The organism is Lelliottia sp. (genome assembly GCF_045627565.1).
Taxonomy (GTDB): Bacteria; Pseudomonadota; Gammaproteobacteria; order Enterobacterales; family Enterobacteriaceae; genus Enterobacter.
Map to the genome: position 1 here is coordinate 179,421 of NZ_JAZQNX010000001.1, position 20,137 is coordinate 199,557.

The 20,137-nt window shown below is 52.2% G+C and carries 20 protein-coding genes and 2 tRNA genes; 13 read left to right on the forward strand and 9 right to left on the reverse strand.

The genetic code is table 11. The annotated features are described in order from the left end of the window. Nucleotides 1–291 precede the first annotated feature (291 nt). Nucleotides 292–1,440, forward strand: a complete 1,149-nt coding sequence (gene cfa, locus ACKI5T_RS00950) for a cyclopropane fatty acyl phospholipid synthase (protein ID WP_407434944.1) — start codon at nucleotides 292–294, stop codon at nucleotides 1,438–1,440. 142 nt (nucleotides 1,441–1,582) lie between these two features. Here the strand turns inward: cfa and ACKI5T_RS00955 are convergent, their stop codons facing one another. Together ACKI5T_RS00955 and ACKI5T_RS00960 are read right to left on the reverse strand one after the other, a co-directional pair. Beyond that, complete coding sequence (locus tag ACKI5T_RS00955; RefSeq protein WP_012017179.1) at nucleotides 1,583–2,860, reverse strand: PTS ascorbate transporter subunit IIC; 1,278 nt, start codon at nucleotides 2,858–2,860, stop codon at nucleotides 1,583–1,585. Nucleotides 2,861–3,318: 458 nt separating this feature from the next. Further along, the gene (locus ACKI5T_RS00960; protein WP_407434946.1) at nucleotides 3,319–3,957 is read right to left on the reverse strand and encodes a riboflavin synthase subunit alpha; all 639 of its coding nucleotides are present in this window, start codon (nucleotides 3,955–3,957) and stop codon (nucleotides 3,319–3,321) included. Nucleotides 3,958–4,184: 227 nt separating this feature from the next. Between ACKI5T_RS00960 and mdtK the strand changes: the two genes are divergently transcribed. The 4 genes from mdtK (at nucleotide 4,185) to ACKI5T_RS00980 (ending at nucleotide 7,643) form a co-directional block, all read left to right on the forward strand. After that, nucleotides 4,185–5,558, forward strand: a complete 1,374-nt coding sequence (gene mdtK / locus ACKI5T_RS00965; protein ID WP_407434948.1) for an MdtK family multidrug efflux MATE transporter — start codon at nucleotides 4,185–4,187, stop codon at nucleotides 5,556–5,558. Between the two features lie 153 nt (nucleotides 5,559–5,711). Next, nucleotides 5,712–5,788, forward strand: a tRNA-Val gene (locus ACKI5T_RS00970). Between the two features lie 4 nt (nucleotides 5,789–5,792). Then, nucleotides 5,793–5,869: transfer RNA gene (locus ACKI5T_RS00975), tRNA-Val, on the forward strand. A 163-nt stretch (nucleotides 5,870–6,032) separates the two neighbouring features. After that, nucleotides 6,033–7,643 carry an FAD-NAD(P)-binding protein gene (locus ACKI5T_RS00980; protein WP_407434950.1) on the forward strand — a complete coding sequence of 537 codons (1,611 nt, stop codon included), beginning with the start codon at nucleotides 6,033–6,035 and terminating at the stop codon, nucleotides 7,641–7,643. A 135-nt stretch (nucleotides 7,644–7,778) separates the two neighbouring features. Here ACKI5T_RS00980 and ACKI5T_RS00985 read toward each other — a convergent pair whose 3' ends face one another. Then, nucleotides 7,779–8,414, reverse strand: a complete 636-nt coding sequence (locus ACKI5T_RS00985; RefSeq protein ID WP_059178136.1) for a carbonic anhydrase — start codon at nucleotides 8,412–8,414, stop codon at nucleotides 7,779–7,781. 72 nt (nucleotides 8,415–8,486) lie between these two features. After that, entirely contained in the window at nucleotides 8,487–9,278 is a 792-nt protein-coding gene (locus tag ACKI5T_RS00990; RefSeq protein WP_407434952.1) for an MBL fold metallo-hydrolase, read from the reverse strand. Nucleotides 9,279–9,405: 127 nt separating this feature from the next. On the opposite strand from ACKI5T_RS00990, the gene ACKI5T_RS00995 reads away from it, so the two are divergent. The 5 genes from ACKI5T_RS00995 to ACKI5T_RS01015 all read left to right on the forward strand — a co-directional run bounded on the left by ACKI5T_RS00995 (nucleotide 9,406) and on the right by ACKI5T_RS01015 (nucleotide 13,286). After that, on the forward strand, nucleotides 9,406–9,546 hold the full coding sequence (locus ACKI5T_RS00995; RefSeq protein WP_072241814.1) for a hypothetical protein: 141 nt from the start codon (nucleotides 9,406–9,408) through the stop codon (nucleotides 9,544–9,546). A 633-nt stretch (nucleotides 9,547–10,179) separates the two neighbouring features. Then, nucleotides 10,180–11,010, forward strand: a complete 831-nt coding sequence (locus ACKI5T_RS01000) for an ABC transporter substrate-binding protein (protein WP_407434954.1) — start codon at nucleotides 10,180–10,182, stop codon at nucleotides 11,008–11,010. Between the two features lies 1 nt (nucleotide 11,011). Next, nucleotides 11,012–11,827 (forward strand): amino acid ABC transporter ATP-binding protein, encoded by an 816-nt coding sequence (locus ACKI5T_RS01005; protein WP_407434956.1) that lies wholly within the window; start codon nucleotides 11,012–11,014, stop codon nucleotides 11,825–11,827. After that, a complete protein-coding gene (locus tag ACKI5T_RS01010) occupies nucleotides 11,827–12,603 on the forward strand; it encodes an amino acid ABC transporter permease (protein ID WP_407434958.1) in 777 nt (258 codons plus the stop codon). The genes ACKI5T_RS01005 and ACKI5T_RS01010 overlap by 1 nt, the downstream gene beginning before the upstream one ends. Next, nucleotides 12,600–13,286, forward strand: coding sequence for an amino acid ABC transporter permease (locus ACKI5T_RS01015; RefSeq protein WP_407434960.1), 687 nt, complete (start codon nucleotides 12,600–12,602; stop codon nucleotides 13,284–13,286). The genes ACKI5T_RS01010 and ACKI5T_RS01015 overlap by 4 nt, the downstream gene beginning before the upstream one ends. Before the next feature lie 12 nt (nucleotides 13,287–13,298). Here ACKI5T_RS01015 and ACKI5T_RS01020 read toward each other — a convergent pair whose 3' ends face one another. Next, nucleotides 13,299–13,730 (reverse strand): autotransporter domain-containing protein, encoded by a 432-nt coding sequence (locus ACKI5T_RS01020; RefSeq protein WP_407434962.1) that lies wholly within the window; start codon nucleotides 13,728–13,730, stop codon nucleotides 13,299–13,301. A 34-nt stretch (nucleotides 13,731–13,764) separates the two neighbouring features. Between ACKI5T_RS01020 and ACKI5T_RS01025 the strand changes: the two genes are divergently transcribed. Next, nucleotides 13,765–14,019 (forward strand): hypothetical protein, encoded by a 255-nt coding sequence (locus tag ACKI5T_RS01025; protein ID WP_407434964.1) that lies wholly within the window; start codon nucleotides 13,765–13,767, stop codon nucleotides 14,017–14,019. A 139-nt stretch (nucleotides 14,020–14,158) separates the two neighbouring features. Here the strand turns inward: ACKI5T_RS01025 and fumD are convergent, their stop codons facing one another. The 4 genes from fumD to ACKI5T_RS01045 form a co-directional block, all read right to left on the reverse strand. Continuing rightward, nucleotides 14,159–14,368, reverse strand: coding sequence for a fumarate hydratase FumD (gene fumD / locus ACKI5T_RS01030; RefSeq protein ID WP_012017168.1), 210 nt, complete (start codon nucleotides 14,366–14,368; stop codon nucleotides 14,159–14,161). Between the two features lie 104 nt (nucleotides 14,369–14,472). Continuing rightward, nucleotides 14,473–15,285, reverse strand: a complete 813-nt coding sequence (locus tag ACKI5T_RS01035) for a MetQ/NlpA family ABC transporter substrate-binding protein (RefSeq protein WP_407434966.1) — start codon at nucleotides 15,283–15,285, stop codon at nucleotides 14,473–14,475. Between the two features lie 36 nt (nucleotides 15,286–15,321). Then, complete coding sequence (locus ACKI5T_RS01040; protein WP_012017166.1) at nucleotides 15,322–15,990, reverse strand: methionine ABC transporter permease; 669 nt, start codon at nucleotides 15,988–15,990, stop codon at nucleotides 15,322–15,324. After that, a complete protein-coding gene (locus tag ACKI5T_RS01045; RefSeq protein ID WP_133632386.1) occupies nucleotides 15,983–17,005 on the reverse strand; it encodes an ATP-binding cassette domain-containing protein in 1,023 nt (340 codons plus the stop codon). The genes ACKI5T_RS01040 and ACKI5T_RS01045 overlap by 8 nt, the downstream gene beginning before the upstream one ends. Before the next feature lie 398 nt (nucleotides 17,006–17,403). Between ACKI5T_RS01045 and ACKI5T_RS01050 the strand changes: the two genes are divergently transcribed. Together ACKI5T_RS01050 and ACKI5T_RS01055 are read left to right on the forward strand one after the other, a co-directional pair. Next, nucleotides 17,404–18,774, forward strand: a complete 1,371-nt coding sequence (locus tag ACKI5T_RS01050) for a pyridoxal-phosphate dependent enzyme (protein WP_407434969.1) — start codon at nucleotides 17,404–17,406, stop codon at nucleotides 18,772–18,774. 10 nt (nucleotides 18,775–18,784) lie between these two features. Beyond that, nucleotides 18,785–19,930, forward strand: a complete 1,146-nt coding sequence (locus ACKI5T_RS01055; RefSeq protein WP_407434971.1) for a trans-sulfuration enzyme family protein — start codon at nucleotides 18,785–18,787, stop codon at nucleotides 19,928–19,930. Nucleotides 19,931–20,137 lie beyond the last annotated feature (207 nt).

Consider the following 20,137-nt stretch of genomic DNA (forward strand, 5'->3'; position numbering starts at 1 on the left):
ACGTAATTATGTGATTTATGCGTGATTAGGCTGCTAACAACTTTCAGTTGAATGCGTAATTTTTGAAGCCTATACTAAATTTGGTTCATATAAATACGATAAATACTCTCTGTTAACGGGAGCCGGAGTGCTCCCGTTTTACCATGGAAGGCTTTTCGGCAAGGGTTATCTCCCTTCCTCTGTTCTACGTCGGATACTAGCCTTACGGATAATTCCGTGAGACTTCTCACAAACCATAAAAAGCGGCTACGCTGTTTGAAGGTTCTGATCACATCAGGTGATGGAGAAGCTATGAGTTCATCGTGCATAGAAGAAGTCAGCCTTCGGGACGACAATTGGTCCCGAATCGTCAGTGAGTTATTGAGTCGTGCGGGCATTACCGTCAACGGGCCTGCCCCTTCTGATATCCAGGTCAAACATCCCGATTTTTTTAAGCGCGTGTTACAGGAGGGCTCCCTCGGATTGGGCGAAAGCTTTATGGACGGCTGGTGGGAATGTGAGCGGCTGGATGTTTTTTTCAACAACGTCCTGCGCGCCGGCCTTGATAGTCAGCTCCCTCATCACCTGAGAGACACTTTACGCATCGCCTCCGCACGCCTGTTTAATCTGCAAAGTAAAAAGCGCGCATGGATTGTCGGGAAGGAACATTACGACCTCGGCAATGACCTGTTCACGCGTATGCTGGACCCCTTGATGCAGTATTCTTGCGCTTACTGGAAAGATGCCTCAACGCTCGAGGAGGCTCAGTTGGCCAAACTCCACCTCATCTGCGAGAAACTACAGTTACAACCCGGCATGCGCGTGCTGGACATTGGCTGCGGCTGGGGGGGACTGGCGTATTACATGGCCAAAAATTACGGTGTCAGCGTGGTGGGCGTGACCATTTCCGCCGAACAGCAAAAAATGGCTCAGGTCCGCTGCGAGGGTCTGGACGTGACTATTTTGTTGCAGGATTACCGAGACCTCCACGATCAGTTTGATCGCATCGTCTCTGTTGGGATGTTTGAACACGTCGGGCCCAAAAATTACGATACCTATTTCAGCGTCACCGATCGCAATCTCAAGCCAGACGGCGTTTTCCTACTCCACACAATCGGTTCCAAAAAAACGGACCATACAGTCGACCCGTGGATCAATAAGTACATTTTCCCGAATGGCTGTCTCCCTTCGGTCCGCCAGATTGCGAAAGCCAGCGAGCCTTTTTACGTGATGGAAGACTGGCATAATTTTGGCGCAGATTACGATACCACCTTGATGGCCTGGCATACGCGTTTTCAGGCCTCCTGGCCTGACATTGCCGATAACTATTCAGATCGTTTCAGGCGGATGTTTAGTTATTATTTGAACGCTTGTGCGGGGGCATTTCGCGCCCGCGATATCCAGCTGTGGCAGGTGGTATTTAGCAGAGGTGTGGAGCACGGCCTGCGCGTACCGCGATAGTTATTACGCGTCATAGAACACAATAAAAAATCCGGAAACGATGACCATTCCCGGATTTTTTTTGCCATATGAACGGTGAGTTTATTGCCCCTCAGCCGTTCATACCGGCCAACAAGACTTTAACCGACCGGCCATAAAAGCATTAGCTGAAGAGGCGTAAAATATAATCCAAAATAAGGGAAGGAATGGTGAAGTCCGGGTCAGCAAATGTGACGCCGTGAGCGCCCAGCTGAGAGAAAATCGGCAGCGTCAGCGCGGGCAAAACGCATAACAGCAAACCGTTAATTCCGCTGGCAATCACTGCCCCTCGGAAACCACCGGTTGCGTTACCAAAGATAGCCGCCGCGCCCCCCGTAATAAAGCTTGCCATGATGCCTGGTACAATAATAGGAAGACCAATGACCGGGAAAATTAAGATACAAACCAGTTCAACAATAAAGCTTATCAGGAAACCGATTAACGTTGCGTTTGGCGCTTTGGTAAACAGCACCATGACATCAACGGCAGGCACAGCACCTGGGGCGAACACGCGAGCAAAGCCTTTAAAGGCGGGAACAATTTCGGCAGTAAACAGATTCACACCCGCTTTAGCCAGATAGAGACCGCAGGCAAAAATAGCGGATTGCTCAAGAATGAAAATAACAACGTTTTTATCGCCTGCGCCTGGGCCGTAAACCATCGTCATAGCGTCTTTGACTTGAGGTTGGGTCGCAAATAAACAAGAGATAAGCAGTAAAACCAGCATGGTTAATAGCGTGGCGATATTCGGCTCACGAATAAAATCAAATTTATTACTGATTTTCAGATGTTCAGTATCAGTACTTTTGTTACCAAACCATTTCCCCATGTATGAGCCAATAATATAAGATGAGATGGCCGCATGGGAAATGGCATACTCATCCGAACCGATAATTTCACGGCTAAAGCGGTTAAGGATAAAGGGTGACACCGCCATGTAAGTCCCGATCAGCCCTGAACATATAATCACCATTTGGTAATTACTAAATCCAAATTGCATTAATACCGCAGTGAGCGCGAAGGCCATAAATAAGACGAGATGCAGGGAAAGATAAATAAACTTGAAGCGTGTGAATCGCGCCAAAATAATATTAAGAATCATCGAAAACAGAAGAATAAGCGCCGCTGTCGCCCCTAATTTATCAATTGTTGCGGCCATAATCGCTTCATTGCTGGGAACCACACCCACGATATCAAAAGCTTTTGAGAACAGTGAACTGAACGCTGTCAGCACTTTCATTAAAATGCTGCCGCCCACTTTTATCATTGTAAAGCCAATAAAAGAAAGCGCCGTCCCGGTTATCAGTCTTGATACCGATGCCTTTTGGAATAACAAACCAAGAAATGCCACAATCGCTATTATTACGGCGGGCGTTTTCACTAACCCTAATAGTATATCCATTATCGTATCCCAGTCAGATATTTTATGCTCATGGCGAGCGTTTTATAAGAAACTCAAATCGCCAGCATACTAGCACTACTCCCAACGGGTTAACTGATAACTAAATCACAAAAGAAACGCAGTTAACTTTAAATTAAAATAATGTTTCATTTTAATTGTTATGGATAGGTTTCCAAACCAAGGAATAGCGTTATGATTTTGTAACTGCCATTCTAGTCAAGCGAGAATGTTTTTTTGTGACGAACGTGTTTTCAAAAAATAGGTTTGATGCGCATGAGACGGATCAGGTTTAAAAAAGCGTTGAGACCACTCAGGCTGCGCTGATAAACGTTGAGGCAAAATGGAGCGTATCGCTGAGTAGCACGCATAAAAAATCCGGAAACGATGACCATTTCCGGATGAATTATGCGGGCGTCCCAAATAACTAAACGCCCGGCACTACAGATAAAAGTACTGAGTTATTCTTCTGCGCTGAATTGGCTTGCAGCTTGTTTAGCGGCCAGTACGCGCTCGACGGTGTCGACTACCGCCTGAGTTTGCGGATCAATTTCGATATTGATGCGATGACCGAGCTTTTTGTTGCCAAGCGTGGTGCGCTGCAGCGTTTCTGGAATCAAATGCACACAGAAACGCGTTGGGGTAACTTCGCCAACCGTCAGGCTAATCCCATCTACGCCGATAAATCCCTTATACAAAATGTATTTCATCAGAGTGGGATCCTGGAGCTTAAACCAGATCTGGCGGTTGTGTTCAGAGGTGAGAATTTTCGAAATCTCAGCAGTGGTCATAATATGACCTGACATTAAATGGCCGCCAATTTCATCGCTAAATTTTGCCGCGCGCTCAACGTTTACCGTATCGCCCTCGACCAGTTCACCCAAATTGGTAATACGCAGCGTCTCTTTCATCAGATCAAAGCTAATACGATTACCGTTAATCTCCGTTACCGTCAGACAGCAACCGTTGTGCGCAACCGATGCACCTGTTTCCAGCCCGTCGAGCATATGCTCCGGCAGCTCCACAACATGGGTACGGAAATTGGGTTTCTCATCGATAGACACCAGTTTTGCTGTGCCCTGCACGATACCAGTAAACATGCTTATCACTCCTTTTTTATCCGCGCGGCTTTGACACCGTTTAATCGCATCACAATAACAGGTGGAAAAACAGGTTGCCAGTAGAGCGCATTTCCTGACGATTTTTTCACTAGATAAATGAATAAACCCCGCTACAATAGCTGGCATCCCCCCTGCATTTTCTTCTTGCTGCCAGTTATGGCGGGTTTTGTAGTCTTTCAAATAACAACAATATAAAAGGTGTTCACGTGCAGAAGTACATGCTTGAAGCGCGTCAGTTATTGGCACTGGCAATACCAGTGATCATCGCGCAAGTCGCTCAAACCTCAATGGGATTCGTGGATACGGTGATGGCCGGTGGTTACAGCGCCACCGACATGGCTGCCGTGGCGATCGGTACCTCTATCTGGCTCCCCGCGATTCTCTTTGGTCACGGCCTGCTGCTCGCGCTGACGCCCGTTATTGCGCAGCTGAATGGTTCAGGACGTCGCGAGCGGATCGCTCATCAGGTGCGTCAGGGTTTCTGGCTGGCCGGATTTGTCTCCATTCTGATCATGGTGGTGCTGTGGAATGCGGGTTATATCATTCGCTCCATGGATAACATCGATCCCGCGCTGGCGGATAAAGCCGTCGGCTACTTACGCGCCCTGCTCTGGGGTGCTCCCGGCTATCTGTTCTTTCAGGTCGCGCGAAATCAGTGCGAAGGCCTGGCCAAAACAAAACCGGGTATGGTGATGGGCTTTATCGGCCTGCTGGTCAACATTCCGGTCAACTACATCTTCATTTATGGTCATTTCGGCATGCCTGAACTGGGCGGCGTGGGCTGTGGCGTGGCAACGGCTGCTGTTTATTGGGTTATGTTCTTTTGCATGATTTCCTATGTGAAGCGCGCGCGTTCCATGCGTGACATTCGCAATGAACAACGCTTCAGCAAACCAGATATGGATGTTCTGAAACGCCTGACACAGTTGGGTTTACCTATCGCTCTGGCGCTCTTTTTCGAGGTGACGCTGTTTGCCGTGGTCGCTCTGCTGGTTTCGCCGCTGGGAATTGTGGATGTTGCAGGGCACCAGATCGCGCTGAATTTCAGCTCCCTGATGTTCGTTCTGCCCATGTCGCTGGCCGCTGCGGTGACTATTCGCGTGGGCTACCGCTTGGGACAAGGTTCAACGCTCGATGCACAAACTGCTGCGCGCACGGGGTTGGGTGTGGGGGTTTGTATGGCGTTCTGCACGGCACTCTTTACCGTCACGCTGCGCGAGCAAATCGCCCTGCTCTATAATGACAATCCGGAAGTGATTACCCTGGCATCGCAGCTCATGCTGTTAGCCGCGATATATCAACTTTCTGATTCTATTCAGGTTATCGGCAGCGGCATCCTGCGTGGCTATAAAGATACGCGTTCGATCTTCTTTATTACGTTCACCGCTTACTGGGTATTGGGCTTGCCCACCGGTTATATTCTGGCGCTGACGGATCTGGTCGTTGACCGCATGGGACCAGCCGGATTCTGGATGGGCTTTATCATCGGTTTGACGTCCGCTGCTATCCTGATGATGCTGCGGATGCGCTTCCTGCAACGCCAGCCGTCCAGCGTCATTTTACAACGCGCGGCACGCTAAATCACCGATGGCCGCCTGCGGGCGGCTACTTTCTCTTCACTTTGCGCGGTAATTCCGCAATCGCGTGAAATCCGAAAGAAAATCGCGATTTCCCTCTTGCCTGATCTCCCCGGTGCCGCTAATATTCGTCCCCGTTGTCCCAGACAACACGTTGCGTTCATAGCTCAGTTGGTTAGAGCACCACCTTGACATGGTGGGGGTCGTTGGTTCGAGTCCAATTGAACGCACCATTTTGCGTCCGTAGCTCAGTTGGTTAGAGCACCACCTTGACATGGTGGGGGTCGGTGGTTCGAGTCCACTCGGACGCACCATTTCAGCTCTGAAATGGTGCACATCTCCTCTTTTCAGTCCTAATTCATTCGTTTGCTAAATTCCTCCCATCGCTTCATTTGCTCATTACCCGTTTTCTACCACAATTATTCTGCATGGCCATTATTTCCCATGGAGTCGGTACAATAAAACAGGTAAGTCACGATGAAGAAAATTGCGATAATTGGAGCCGGGCCTACGGGTATCTACACGTTTTTCTCTCTGCTCAAACACAAGACGCCACTTTCCGTAACGATCTACGAGCAAGCCGAAGAAGCCGGTGTCGGGATGCCGTACAGCGGTGAAGATAATTCCCGGATGATGCTGGCGAATATCGCCAGCATAGAAATACCGCCTCTTTTCTCAACTTATATTGACTGGTTGCGGACTCAGGATACTGGGCACCTCACACGCTACGGTGTGGATAAAGCATCCCTTCATGTCCGGCAGTTCCTGCCGCGAATTCTGCTCGGCGAGTATTTCCGCGACCAGTTCCTGAAACTCGTTCAGCAGGCCCGGGAAAGTGGTTTTGAGGTCAATGTGATCGAGTCATGCCAGGTCACTGACCTGGAGGCGTTGTCAGACGGCGTCACCCTATGGGCTGAAAACCAATCCCGGCCTGAGGTTTTCGATCTCGCGGTTATCGCCACCGGACACGTCTGGCCCGAAGATGACACCGCTACGCGCGCCTTCTTTCCCAGCCCCTGGTCCGGTCTGATGGCGGCGGACATCAGCGCCTGTAATGTCGGTATTTTAGGCACCTCACTGAGTGGGCTTGATGCTGCGATGGCTGTCGTCATTCAGCATGGTACATTCACTGAAACGGATAATCATTCTGTGACTTTCCGCCTGGATGAAGGGAGCGAGTCGCTTAACATCGTCCTGGCCTCTCGCTCAGGTATCCTGCCAGAAGCCGATTTCTACTGCCCTATCCCCTATGAGCCGTTAACCTTCGCGACCGAACAGGCCATTGAAAACGAAATTGCGACGGGCGCAGATGGCCTCCTGGATCGTGCATTTTCCCTTATAGTTCAGGAACTTGAACATGCCGATCCGCACTGGAGCAAAACCATTGCACTCAACACATTGAATGCCGACAGTTTCCACGATGCCTGGTTTGCCGAGCGGCACAGGCACGATCCGTTCTGCTGGGCTGAGTCCAACCTCGAAGAAGTTGAACGCAATAAACGCGACAAACGCACGGTGCCGTGGCGCTACACGATTCTAAGGCTGCATGAAGTCGTGCAGGACATTGTCCCGCATCTTAATGAAATGGACAGAAAGCGTTTTGATGCGGGTCTCGCACGCATTTTCATCGACAATTATGCGGCCATCCCGTCTGAGTCGATTCGCAGGCTGCTGGCGTTACGCGAGGCAGGTATCATCAGCGTTGTGGCGCTGGGCGCGGATTACGACATGGAGGTAAAAGAGAATCTGACGGTGATTCGAACGCAGGATAAAACCTATGAATTCGATGTGTTTATCGATGCTCGTGGGCAAAAACCGCTGAAGACGAAAGATCTTCCGTTCCCGACGTTGCGCAAACAAATTGCGGCCACGGGCGATGCGATTCCGGACGTTGGCGATGATTACACGTTACTGGAGCCTGACTATGTTCGTGGGAAAATTGCGTTTGGTGCGTTGCCCTATCTCATGCATGACCAGCCTTTCGTACAGGGTCTGGTGGTCAGTGCTGAAATTGGAGAAGCCATCGCCCATGCGGTCGTTCGCCAGACATCAAAAACGCGAAAACGGCTGCCGTTTATTGAGATGTAAAGCGCTCTGATTTTGGTGAGGTCGTCCTGGAGTGCTTGTTTCAACACGCGTGTATGGGTTGAGGCGACAACAGAACGCAGCGAAAGGGAATGAAACTCAGGGTGGGATAATTCCCCACCCTGAAACGCCGATCACTTACTCGAAGTAAACCTGCGGATTATCAGACAGCGATACAAAGCTTTTGCTGTCTTTGTCCAGCGCACGAATATCGCCGCTTTCAATATCATAAACCCAGCCATGCAGGCGGATGGCATTGTTACGCAAGCCAACAGCGACCGACGGGTGCGTTTTGACGTTATTTAGCTGAGCGATGACGTTTTCCTGAACCATCGCGTTCACTTTGTCCGTTGGGTTGTCCCAGGTTTTCTGCTCAACCACCGCTTTCGCGGCGTCGGAATAGCGCAACCAGTGGGAGACAGCCGGCATAGGATCAAGATTCGCGTTGTCAGCAATGGCTTTCATCGCACCGCAGTTGGAGTGACCACAAATCACGATGTCGGTCACACCCAGCGCCACAACGGCGTACTCAATGGTGGCTGACACGCCACCCGGCTCTGGCCCGAACGACGGTACGATATTTCCCGCATTACGAATGACAAAGAGCTGTCCGGGTTCCTGCTGGGTGACCAGTTCGGGAACCAGGCGGCTATCCGAGCAGGAAATGAAAAGCGCTTTGGGATTCTGGCTGGACGCTAAACTGCGGAAGAGTTCTTTACGTTGCGGGAAAACCTCTTTTTGAAAGCTGAGAAAACCTTCAATAATATGTTGCATAGCAATGTCTCTTTTATCTGTTTTAGTTTAGGCATGATCTGGATCACGCTCCTGAAGTTTACCCACCGCGCTTCACTTGAGACAAGAAATATATTTCTGACTCGAATGCATCACGATTTCATGCGCGTTCGCGTTGATGTTCTGGCCTTCAAACGCGCCGTACAGGCGGTCAAATTTGACGAGGCTCAGGCGGCGCGCGATATCCTCAACCACTGCGCCCGGCAGCGGCAGCATATTCGGATAGCTCCACATAAACGAGACACGATCCGCACCTGGCGTCACCTGCAAAATATCACCGGCGAGCAACACACCGTCACCCTCGTGCCAGTGCAACACCGTCCCACCTGCAAAGTGCCCGCCCAGCCGCATGAGCCTCACGGACGGCAGAATATCCAGAACATCCTCGTCCCAGAAATGCAGTGCCGGGCTGTCTCGCATCACCCATTCTTGATCGCTGGCGTGGAGATAAACCGGCGCATCGAACGCCGCCGCCCAGTCCTGCATGGTCGTGTAGTAATGAGGGTGAGAAATTGCGATAGCGCTGATTCCGCCGAGCGCGGCAATCAGCGTTTGGGTTGCGGCATCCAGGTTTGCAATGCAGTCCCACAGCACGTTGCCCTGCGGGGTTCTCAGCAGAAAAGCACGTTGATTAATCGCGAATTTGGGCACCGTTTTAAGGCTCAGAAGATACGGTTCAAGCTGCTGCCATTTATTGCTGTGCGTCGTCGCTACGGTGTTAAAATCGACCCAGGCCTGGCCGCTCACCGGAACATACTGGCGCTCGTCCTCACAAATTTTGCACTGCTCAACCGTCGCCCGTGGCGCGTCATAAGACGTCCCACAGGTTTTGCAGAGAATAATCATGGGCTCTCCCGTTATGTCATCAGAGAAAGAGTATGACAGGGATTGGCCTTACGTGCGGTGATGTACTTCATCGTCCATTTTTGCCTTATAATGTTCCAGGAACAAAAACGAACAAAGCAGGTAAATGATGGAAATTGATCTCGATAATCTGGTGTTTAACGGCCTGGATGAAGCTGAAGAGCGCAACGCTGAACGTCTGGAAGACGCGGACAAAAAAGCGCAGGCGGTTGTAGCTGACGATGATTGCGGCGACGCCTGCAAAATCTAATCTCTCAATACCAAAGCGCCGGACAGGTTCCGGTGCTTTTTTTTCAACATTTATTCAGGCAATCGCTCGCCGGTTGCGTGCAGACGAAACCCATCCCCCTTCACACCCTCTTTCTCTTTCATCGGTAACCCATGCGGTTACGCCACAGCAGATGCGTTGATACGTTAAGGTAGCAGTTGCACAGCTCGTTCCAGTAAGTCACGCGCGTCTGGCGTAATTCAGCGTGATGTTTTGTCATGGAACCACTCCGGATCGATGTTCGCGACATCGACGCCGTAAAGACTGGCAATCGGAAGCACCGACTCGATAACACGTTGCGCACTGTTCTCCGCGCTCTCGGATGGTGTTGCAAAGAACCGCCGTAACGTATTCACCCAGTTTTGCATGATTCTGACTCCCCACCGTTTTGTCTGACCTCAGTTAAACACCCGTTTTCGCCGCAATGGAAATACCAATATCGGCAGACGATTTGCGCTATCTGCAAATGCATTCATTTCCGCTACTTGTCGATAACACATTGTTCACTAATGCCTTTTTGCATATAGCAAAGAACGATTTCTTATTTGGCGATAGCGAACGCTTATGGGAGCGTAACGGGACAAAACAAAAAACAACGGGAAAGCAGAGGAATCTATGGCAACGCAGAAAAAACATTATCAGCAACTCGTACTGGCACTTGGTTTATTGACGGCAGGCGGCATTTTATCGACACAGGCTCATGCCGATCAGCTCGCGGATATCAAAGCCGCAGGGGTAGTGAAAGTCGCCACTTTTGACGCGAATCCGCCGTTCGGCTCCATCGATGCGAAAACACATGACATCGTCGGATATGACGTTGATTTTGCGAAAGCGCTCGCCAAAACCCTGGGCGTTAAGCTGGAACTGGTGGCGACGAATCCCGCCAACCGCATCCCTTTGCTGCAATCTGGCAAAGCCGATCTTATTGTCGCGGACATTACCATCACCCCGGAGCGTGCTCAGGTTATTGATTTCTCAACGCCCTATTTCGTGACCGGACAGCAATTCCTGGTTCCGGTAAAATCTGCGGATAAACTCGACGATTACAGCAAAGCACGCATTGGCGCGGTTAAAGGGACCACTGGCGAACAGGCGTTGCATCAACGTTTCCCGAAATCCCGCGTGCTTTCCTATGATGATATTCCGCTGGCGCTGACCGCGCTGCGTAACGGTAACGTCCAGGCGATTACGCAGGACAGCACCATTCTGGCGGGCTTGCTGGCGCAAGCCCCCGATAAAGCCAACTTCAAAATCCTGCCGGACCTGCTCAGTAAAGAAGAGATCGGCGTCGGCGTGAAAAAAGGCGAAACCGCCCTGCTCAACGTCGTCAACAGCGAGCTGGTTAATCTTGAGAAAAACGGCGAAGCGGCCAAAATCTATGACGTTTGGTTCGGGCCGCAAACCCAGTCACCGCAGCCCCGCGCCTTTAAAATAGAAGCCCAGTAAAATGCTCTCAGGTCTATTATCACGCTCCGCGGCTCGTGCCGCGGATTTTTCACATCTGGAACATGCTAGCGTTGAGTTCCGAAATGTGGTCAAACGCTACGGCGATCATCAGGTGCTTAACGGGATAAATTTCACCGTCGCACCCGGCGAAGTGGTGGCCATCCTCGGCCCCTCGGGTTCCGGTAAATCCACCCTGATCCGTCTCATTAATCAGCTTGAGTCCCTGAACGGTGGCGAAATACTGATTGATAATAAACCCACCCGCGCGCTGACCGGCACAGCCCTTCGCCAACTCAGAAGCCGCGTGGGATTTGTGTTCCAGCAATTCAATCTGTACGCCCATCTCAGCGCCGCTCAGAACATCAGTCTGGCGCTTGAAAAAGTGCACGGCTGGACGCCGCCGCAGGCTCAGGTGCGCGCACTGGCCTTGCTCGAACAAGTCGGCATGGCAGAAAAAGCACACCATTATCCGGCGGAGCTTTCCGGTGGTCAGCAGCAGCGCGTGGCCATTGCGCGCGCCCTGGCATCATCACCTCAAATTATCCTGTTTGATGAGCCGACATCCGCGCTCGATCCCGAGATGATCGGCGAGGTATTGCAGGTCATGAAATCCCTCGCCCACAGCGGGATCACCATGATTGTGGTGACGCATGAGATGCAGTTCGCGCGTGAAATTGCCGATCGGGTGGTGTTTATTGACGGCGGCGAGATCCTCGAAACCGCCCCACCGGCGCAATTTTTCCAGCATCCGGAACATCCTCGCACCCGCCGTTTCCTGCAAAAAGTGTTAAACCCCCTTCATCAGGAGCAGCCGTAATGCCCGCTCTCGACTGGCAAGGTGTGTTGACCGGACAACCTGTGCAGTGGATTTTATCCGGCTTCCTGACCACGCTGTGGGTGACGCTGGCGGGAATGGTCATCGCCAGCGGCCTGGCGATTCTGTTTCTGCTGTTGCGCACGGCGGGCGGTAAAACGGGCAAAGCCGTCGTTTCCGTCTGGGTTTCGCTGTTCCGCAATACGCCGTTACTGGTGCAACTTCTGTTCTGGTATTTTGCGGCGTGGAACTGGCTACCGTTTACGCTTCGCGATTACATCAATGGCGAACACACCTGGTCGATTTTGCCAGGCGACGTCTGGTGGTTCACGCCTGAGTTTTTATGTTCCGCCTGGGGGCTTGGCGTGTTCACCTCTGCGTTTCTGGTTGAAGAGATTGAATCCGGATTACAGGCCGTCTCGCGCGGGCAGCGGCAGGCAGCGCTGGCGCAAGGGTTTTCCTCATGGCAGCTCTTCCGCTTTATCTTGCTCCCACAAGGTGTGGCACATGCGTGGCAGCCGGTTGTTGGCCAGTACCTGAACTTAATGAAACTCTCCTCGCTTGCCAGCGGCATTGGCTTTGCCGAGCTGACCTATCAGGTACGGCAAATTGAAAGTTATAACGCGCATGCGCTGGAAGCCTTTACCGTCGGTACGGTGCTTTACCTGCTGACCGGCGTATTGATGGGTCTGCTGCTGGGCAAACTCGGCCCCTCTCCCGCAAAACGTATTCAGCGCGCACAAAAAATCACGATTGCCACAGGGAGTGAAAACGCATGATCGCCGGACTGGCTGCGATAACCGATAACCTGGATTACTTGCTGTGGGGGCGTCTGTCTGCAGGCCAGCCCGGCGGCGTGCTGCTGACGTTGCTGATGGCGTTGGGCGCAGCGGTTCTGGCTCTGCCTGCGGGTATTGTCCTGGCGAGCCTCGCCTGGCGTTTTCCAGGCATGGTGCGCAAGGTGCTTTATGTATGGGCAGAAGTGATTCGCGGTATTCCGCTTATTTTTGTGATTTTCTGGATGTGGTATTTGCTGCCGCTGTTAACCGGTGGGGATTTACCCGGTGCCGTCACCGTGACCCTTGCGCTGGCATGGTTTACCGCGGCGGCGGTGATGCACTCGGTGTTAGCGGGTCTTCGCGCACTGCCGACCGGGCAGTACGAAGCGGCGTTGACGCAGGGTTTTGGCACGCAGCAAACGCTGTGGCTGATCTTGCTCCCGCAGGTCTTACGCACCATTTTGCCGTCGCTTTTGGGGATATTTATCAGTCTGCTAAAGGACACGTCGCTGGCGTTTATTGTGAACGTTCCAGAGCTAACGACCGTGGCCGGACAGGTCAATAACCGGGTGCAGATTTACCCGGCAGCGATCTTTATCTTCACCGGCGTGGTGTATTACCTGCTTTGCTGCGCCCTGGAGCAGATAGCAAAACGCTGGCGGGTGACCCGGCCAGCGCTTTGAGGACGTGCCTGATTAGAATGCGTAACGCACTTTCATACTCACGCTCTGGCTGGTATCCGGCGTGAAATCGTACCCACCGTAAGCCAGCGCGTTCCAGCTTACTACGCGGGCATCGTGGCGAATCTCGCTGGAAGTGTCATTCACGTCTGTGCGGCTCATACCGAGCGCCAGGCCGAGTCGCGTCTGGTCGATGATCAATCCGTCAGCCCCGATCGCAATCCCGCGCGTGTCTGCGTTATAGCCGGTGTAATCCCCGCGGATCGACTGGTTATCCCAGCGGCCAACCGGGCGGAGCCAGAGATATTTTTCCGGGTTGAACTCGCTGTTGTAGCCTTGTCCACGCACGGATTCCTGACGATCGCCCACAATGTTGCCAAATGCGCGCAGATTGTTCAGCTCAATATACGGCATGCTGCCATCCATCAGCGGCGCGAGCTGCGCCACATTTTTATGCACCTGTGCCGCAGTGCTGGACGACGTGACCGCACAAATCGTGCTGGCGAGCGCACCGTTTTACGCCGCGGTTAAGAAACAGATTGGTATTACTGTTATCAGCAAACACCACGCCCGCGCTATTACCGACAATAAAACCGCTGTTAATAATGCTGCCAACCTGCGCGGTGTCGCTCAGATAAAGATCGCGCAAAACATAAAAAAAGCCAAAGTCGTGAATACGACTCAAGTATTAGATAATTTTTGGATTTCACAGTGCTGTCGATTAAAACATTTTTGATTTGATGAATAATGACTCGCACATTTTATTTAAATGTAAACACCATGCGCGCTTCATTTTTAACGTTGATTTTCAGACGTGATATCTGAAAATAAATAACCCTGGGTATTATTATTGCAAACCAGAAACGCTGCCGGGATTATCCCGCCAGCGATTTGATGACGGTTTCCATCGCCTGCGTGGTTAACTCGCTGCGCTTAATGCGCTGGTTTGCCAGCGAAGTGCGCAATACGCCTGCAATAACAATGTGTTTTGGCTCCTGGCCTAAATCGCGCATTTCAAGAACCACTTTACCGACAACCCGGCACATCTCCTGATACAGCGCTTCGTCTTTGGTGATATTGCCCATTTTGCTCACTCCATTGGCCTTTTCGCCTAGCTTAAAGGATTCGCTGAATCTATACAAAGAAAAAGCCCGGCAGAATGTGCCGGGCTTTAATAAAAAATAAATGTTTAATGGTTTACAGGAATAACCGCGCCTTTATATTTGGTGCGGATCCAATCCTGAATTTCTTTTGAATGCAGTACGTTCACCAGCGCCACGATATCTTTCTTCTTCTCATCGCCACGATGGACAGTAATGATGTTGGCGTACGGGTTATTTTCTCCGCTCTCTACGGCGATAGGATCGTGAACCGGGTCCAGACCCGCGTCGATGGCATAGTTGGCGTTAATCACTACCGCGTCGCCTTCGTCATTGTTATACATCTGCGGCAGCAGAGCAGCTTCGACGTTCGGGGTGAATTTCAGTTTTTTCGGGTTTTCAACGATATCGCTGATGCGCGCCGTCACTTTATCGATGCCCGGCTTCAGCTTGATAACGCCTTCTTTCTCGAAGATGGAAAGAATACGGCCTTCTTCTGACACCGCATCACGCATGATGATTTTGCCGCCTTCCGGCAGGTCTTTCAGCGACTTGTATTTTTTCGAGTAAATGCCGATTGGCTCGATGTGGATCGCGCCTGCGCTGACGAAATCGTAATCTTTATCGCCTGCATGATCTTTCAGCACGCTGTTCAGATAAGGAATGTGCTGGAAATAGTTCGCGTCGATGTCACGGCCCGCTAGCGCGGTGTTCGGCAGGATATAGTCCTGGAACGGTTTGATTTCCAGATCGATACCCTGTTTTGCCAGAATCGGTTTGGCCTGCTCCAGAATTTCGGCGTGTGGCGTGTTGGATGCCCCCACGGTCAAGGTGTCCGCCCAGGACGCAAAGCTCAGGGCGCTCAGGGTTGCAGCGGCAATCAGTGTCAGTGTTTTTTTCATGATGTCGGTTCCTGTGTGTTTTTAGTATGTGTGTTTTCAGCGTTTATCGAGCAAAGAAGTCATGACATCGCCGCAATACTGGATAATGAAAACGATGATTAAAATGGTCACCGTTGCCACTAGCGTGACGTCACCGTGGTTGCGCTGGAATCCTTCCAGATAAGCCAGATTTCCCAAACCGCCAGCCCCAATCACCCCGGCCATGGCGCTGTAGCTCACCAGGGCAATCAGCGTCACCGTGATGCCTGATACCAGCGCAGGGGATGATTCCGGCAATAAAACCCGAAAAATTAAGGTACTCAGGCGTGCGCCCATCGAACGCGTCGCTTCGATAACCCCTTTGTCCACTTCACGCAGGGCGATCTCGACCAAACGCGCATAGAATGGGGCCGCGCCGACAATCAGTGCAGGCAGTGCGGCGTTCGCGCCAAGAATGGTGCCGACAATCGTTTTGGTGAAGGGAATCAACAAAACGATCAGGATGATGAACGGGATGGAGCGGAATACGTTCACCACAATCGAAATCACGCTATACAGAGTACGGTTCTGAAACAACCCGCCGCGCGCGGTTAAGAACAGTGCCAGACCCAGCGCAATGCCGAGCACAAAGGTTGCTACCCCAGACAGCGCGGTCATGTACAACGTTTCGAGCGTCGCCGCCCAGAGTTGATCCCATTTCAGATGCGGGAAAAGTGTCTCAGCCATGCTTAATTACCTCACCGTCAATATCGCTGTGCTTCAGGTCGGCGAGGATATTGTTCAATTGTTCTTCTGTCGCCACCACGTGTAGCCAGAGCTGGCCAAACACACCGTGGGCGGTTTGCGTCATTTTGCCGTGCAGGATGTTAAACGGCAGGCCGTAACGCAGCGTTAGCTCACCGACAATCGGCTTGTGCGTGCTATGTCCGGTAAACGTCAGCTTGATAACGGTACCTTCAAGTTCATTTGCCAGTTCCGGGTTGAACGCGTCCTCCTCGTGATACTGACTCACCTGACGCACGAACTGCTGGGTAATCGGTTTTTGCGGATGTGTGAAGACGCTCAGGACGTCGCCCTCTTCCACCACCTGACCGTTTTCCATCACCGCCACGCGGTCGCAGATTTTGCGCACAACGTGCATTTCATGCGTAATCAGCACGATCGTCAGCTTGAAGCGACGGTTAATATCGAGCAGCAGGTCAAGGATCTGATCGGTTGTCTGCGGGTCGAGCGCCGAGGTTGCCTCATCGCAAAGCAAAACATCCGGGTTATTGGCCAGCGCACGGGCAATGCCGACGCGCTGCTTTTGCCCACCGCTCAACTGGGACGGATAGGCATTTTCACGACCCGTCAGGCCCACCAGTTCCACCAGTTCCGCTACGCGCGCCGTAATTTTGTTTTTCGGTACGCCCGCGATTTGCATGGAAAAAGCAATGTTCTCGCTGACGGTTCGCGACCACAGCAGGTTAAAGTGCTGGAACACCATGCTGATTTTCAGACGCGCCTGGCGCAATGCTTCGCCCTTCGCAGATGAGATGTCATGGCCGTTAATGGTCACGTTGCCAGACGTCGGTTTTTCCAGGCCGTTCAGCAGGCGAATCAGCGTACTTTTTCCGGCACCGCTATAGCCAATAATTCCGTAAATCTGTCCCTGCTCAACCGTCAAATTGACGTTATCAACAGCGGTGAGCGACACTTTCCCGTTGTCAAAAACCTTCGAAATATTCCTGAGAACAATCATTATTTTACTTATCCGTTACGCATATAGCGGTTTAGCAGTATGGATGTCCAAACGATAATAATCTGACGTTATCATGTTTTAAATGAACAAAATAGTCTTTCTTATAACCTACGGAAATATGTAGCGTGGCAACCAGGCGCAGAGGGAATAGCTTATTTTCAGCAATGATTATCTGCCAGATGCATATATGACGGCGTAGCTGACGTAAAAGAGCGCATTTTTGCAGCATTTTGCCCTTAGATAGACATCCTCCCATCCAGACCACTTGACGGCTTGCAGTCCTTACCGCCGAAAACGTCATTTATATTACTTTCCGTTCTAAAAGGCAGTGAAAGGTTCTTTATTGAGAAAATTTCATAGTCCTATCATCCTGCCATGTTCCCTTTCAGGAAAAGACCATGGCGATTTATCACTCCGTTACCGAACTGATTGGCCGCACGCCGATGATTCAGTTGCATAAGCTGAATACCGGTATGTGCTCGCTCTTTTTGAAACTTGAAAACCAGAATCCAGGCGGCTCTATCAAAGACCGCGTGGCGCTGTCGATGATTACCGAAGCCGAGCGCAAGGGGCTGCTCGCACCGGGCGGTATCATTATTGAAGCCACCGCCGGAAATACCGGACTCGGGCTGGCGCTGATTGCCGCGCAAAAAGGATATGCCTTGATTCTGGTGGTGCCCGACAAAATGAGCCGCGAAAAAATCTTCCATCTGCGGGCGCTGGGTGCGCAGGTTGTCCTGACGCGGTCTGATGTGAATAAAGGTCATCCCGCCTATTACCAGGATTACGCCCAACGGCTGGCAGATGAGACGCCTGGCGCCTTTTATATTGACCAGTTCAATAACGAGGCAAATCCGCTGGCCCATCGCACGTCCACCGCGCCGGAGCTGTTTGAACAGCTTGACGGCAAAATCGACGCCATTGTCGTTGGCGTGGGATCGGGTGGAACGCTGGGCGGATTGCAGACGTGGTTTGCCGAACACTCGCCACACACTGAATTTGTCCTCGCCGATCCGGCCGGTTCGGTGCTGGCCGATCAGGTGGAATCGGGTCGTTATCAGGAGGCGGGTTCGTGGCTGGTGGAAGGCATCGGCGAAGATTTTATTCCGCCGCTGGCTCACATCGAAGGGGTGCAACAGGCGTATCGCGTAACCGACCGGGAAGCCTTTGCCACCGCGCGCGAACTGCTCAAAACCGAAGGTATTCTGGCCGGTTCGTCGAGCGGCACGCTGCTGGCGGCCGCGCTGCGCTATTGCCAGGCGCAAACCACGCCCAAACGGGTGGTGACGTTTGCCTGCGACAGCGGCAACAAATACCTCTCGAAAATGTTTAATGACGACTGGATGCGCCAGCAAGGGCTGATCGCGCGCCCACAATCGGGCGATCTGTCTGACTATATTGCCCTGCGTCATGACGAAGGTGCCACCGTGACCGCCGCGCCGGATGACACGCTCGCCACCGTGCTGGCGCGAATGCGCCTGTATGACATTTCACAGCTGCCGGTACTGGAGAACGGCAAGGTCGTCGGTATCGTCGACGAATGGGATCTGGTCAGCCATATCGCGGGCGACGCAGCGCGTTTCGCCCTGCCCGTCACGCAAGCCATGACCCGCCACGTTGAAGTGCTGGATAAACATGCGCCTGAGAGCGAGCTGAAACCGATTTTCGATCGCGGCCTGGTGGCAGTCATTCATGACAGCGACCGTTTTCTCGGCCTGATTACGCGCAGCGATGTCCTCACCGTCTGGCGCAACCGTCTACAACAATAAGGAGAACACCATGAAAACACTGGCCACGTTAAGCGTCCACAGCGGCGAGTTTCACGATCAGCACGGCGCGGTGATGCCGCCGATTTATGCCACTTCGACGTTTGCGCAACCCTCGCCCGGCGAGCACACCGGATACGAATATTCCCGCAGCGGAAATCCGACTCGTCATGCGCTGGAAACCGCCATCGCTGAACTGGAGAGCGGTACACGCGGATTTGCGTTTGCATCAGGACTGGCGGCCATCGCCACCGTGCTGGAACTGCTGGATAAAGACAGCCATATCGTCGCGATTGACGATGTGTACGGTGGAACGTATCGCCTGATCGAAAATGTGCGCAAACGCAGTACAGGCTTACAGGTTAGCTGGGTGAAGCCCGGCGATCTTGCCGCGCTGGACGCGGCCATCCGCCCCGAGACCAAAATGATTTGGGTGGAAACGCCGACCAACCCCCTGCTGAAACTGGCCGACCTAGCGGGGATCGCCGCTATCGCCCGTCGCCATAACATTATTAGCGTCGCGGATAACACCTTTGCATCACCGGTTATTCATCGTCCGCTGGAGTTTGGTTTTGATATCGTGGTGCATTCCGCGACGAAATACCTCAACGGCCACTCGGACGTAGTCGCAGGGCTGGCGGTGGTCGGCAGTGATAGCGCTCTGGCAGAAAAGCTGGGCTATTTGCAAAACGCGATTGGCGGCGTCCTCGATCCATTCAGCAGTTTTCTGACCTTACGCGGGATTCGTACTCTTGCGTTGCGCGTGGAAAAGCACAGTGCGAATGCGCTGGCGATTGCGCAACGACTGGAGCAGCATCCACAAATTGAAAAAGTCTGGTTCCCGTGGCTGGAATCTCATCCCCATTATCAGTTGGCCCGCACCCAGATGGCACTGCCCGGCGGGATGATTTCGGTGGTGGTGAAAGGCGATGCGCAACGGGCAACGGACATTATCCGTAAGCTGAAGCTGTTTACGCTGGCCGAAAGCCTGGGCGGTGTAGAAAGCCTTGTTAGCCAGCCTTACAGCATGACGCACGCGTCCATTCCCCTCGAACAGCGGCTGGCAAACGGTATTGTTCCGCAACTGATTCGCCTGTCTGTCGGAATAGAGGATGCGAGCGACCTGATTGCCGACCTGGAGCAGGCGCTGACAATTTAAGCATTTCGCGGCAGAGTGCTAATCTGCCGCAACAACCTGCTCTTGCACCTTAACGCGTTGATAACAATCTTATGTGAATCTGCACAGATTATTTTTGAAACGCCGTTTCCATTTTCCTTTTGTCTGAAAATCAGCGTATAATGCGCGCCTAATCCCTGGTGAATGGTTTCAGCCCTTGGAATACAAAAAACAACGTAAAATTTCTCC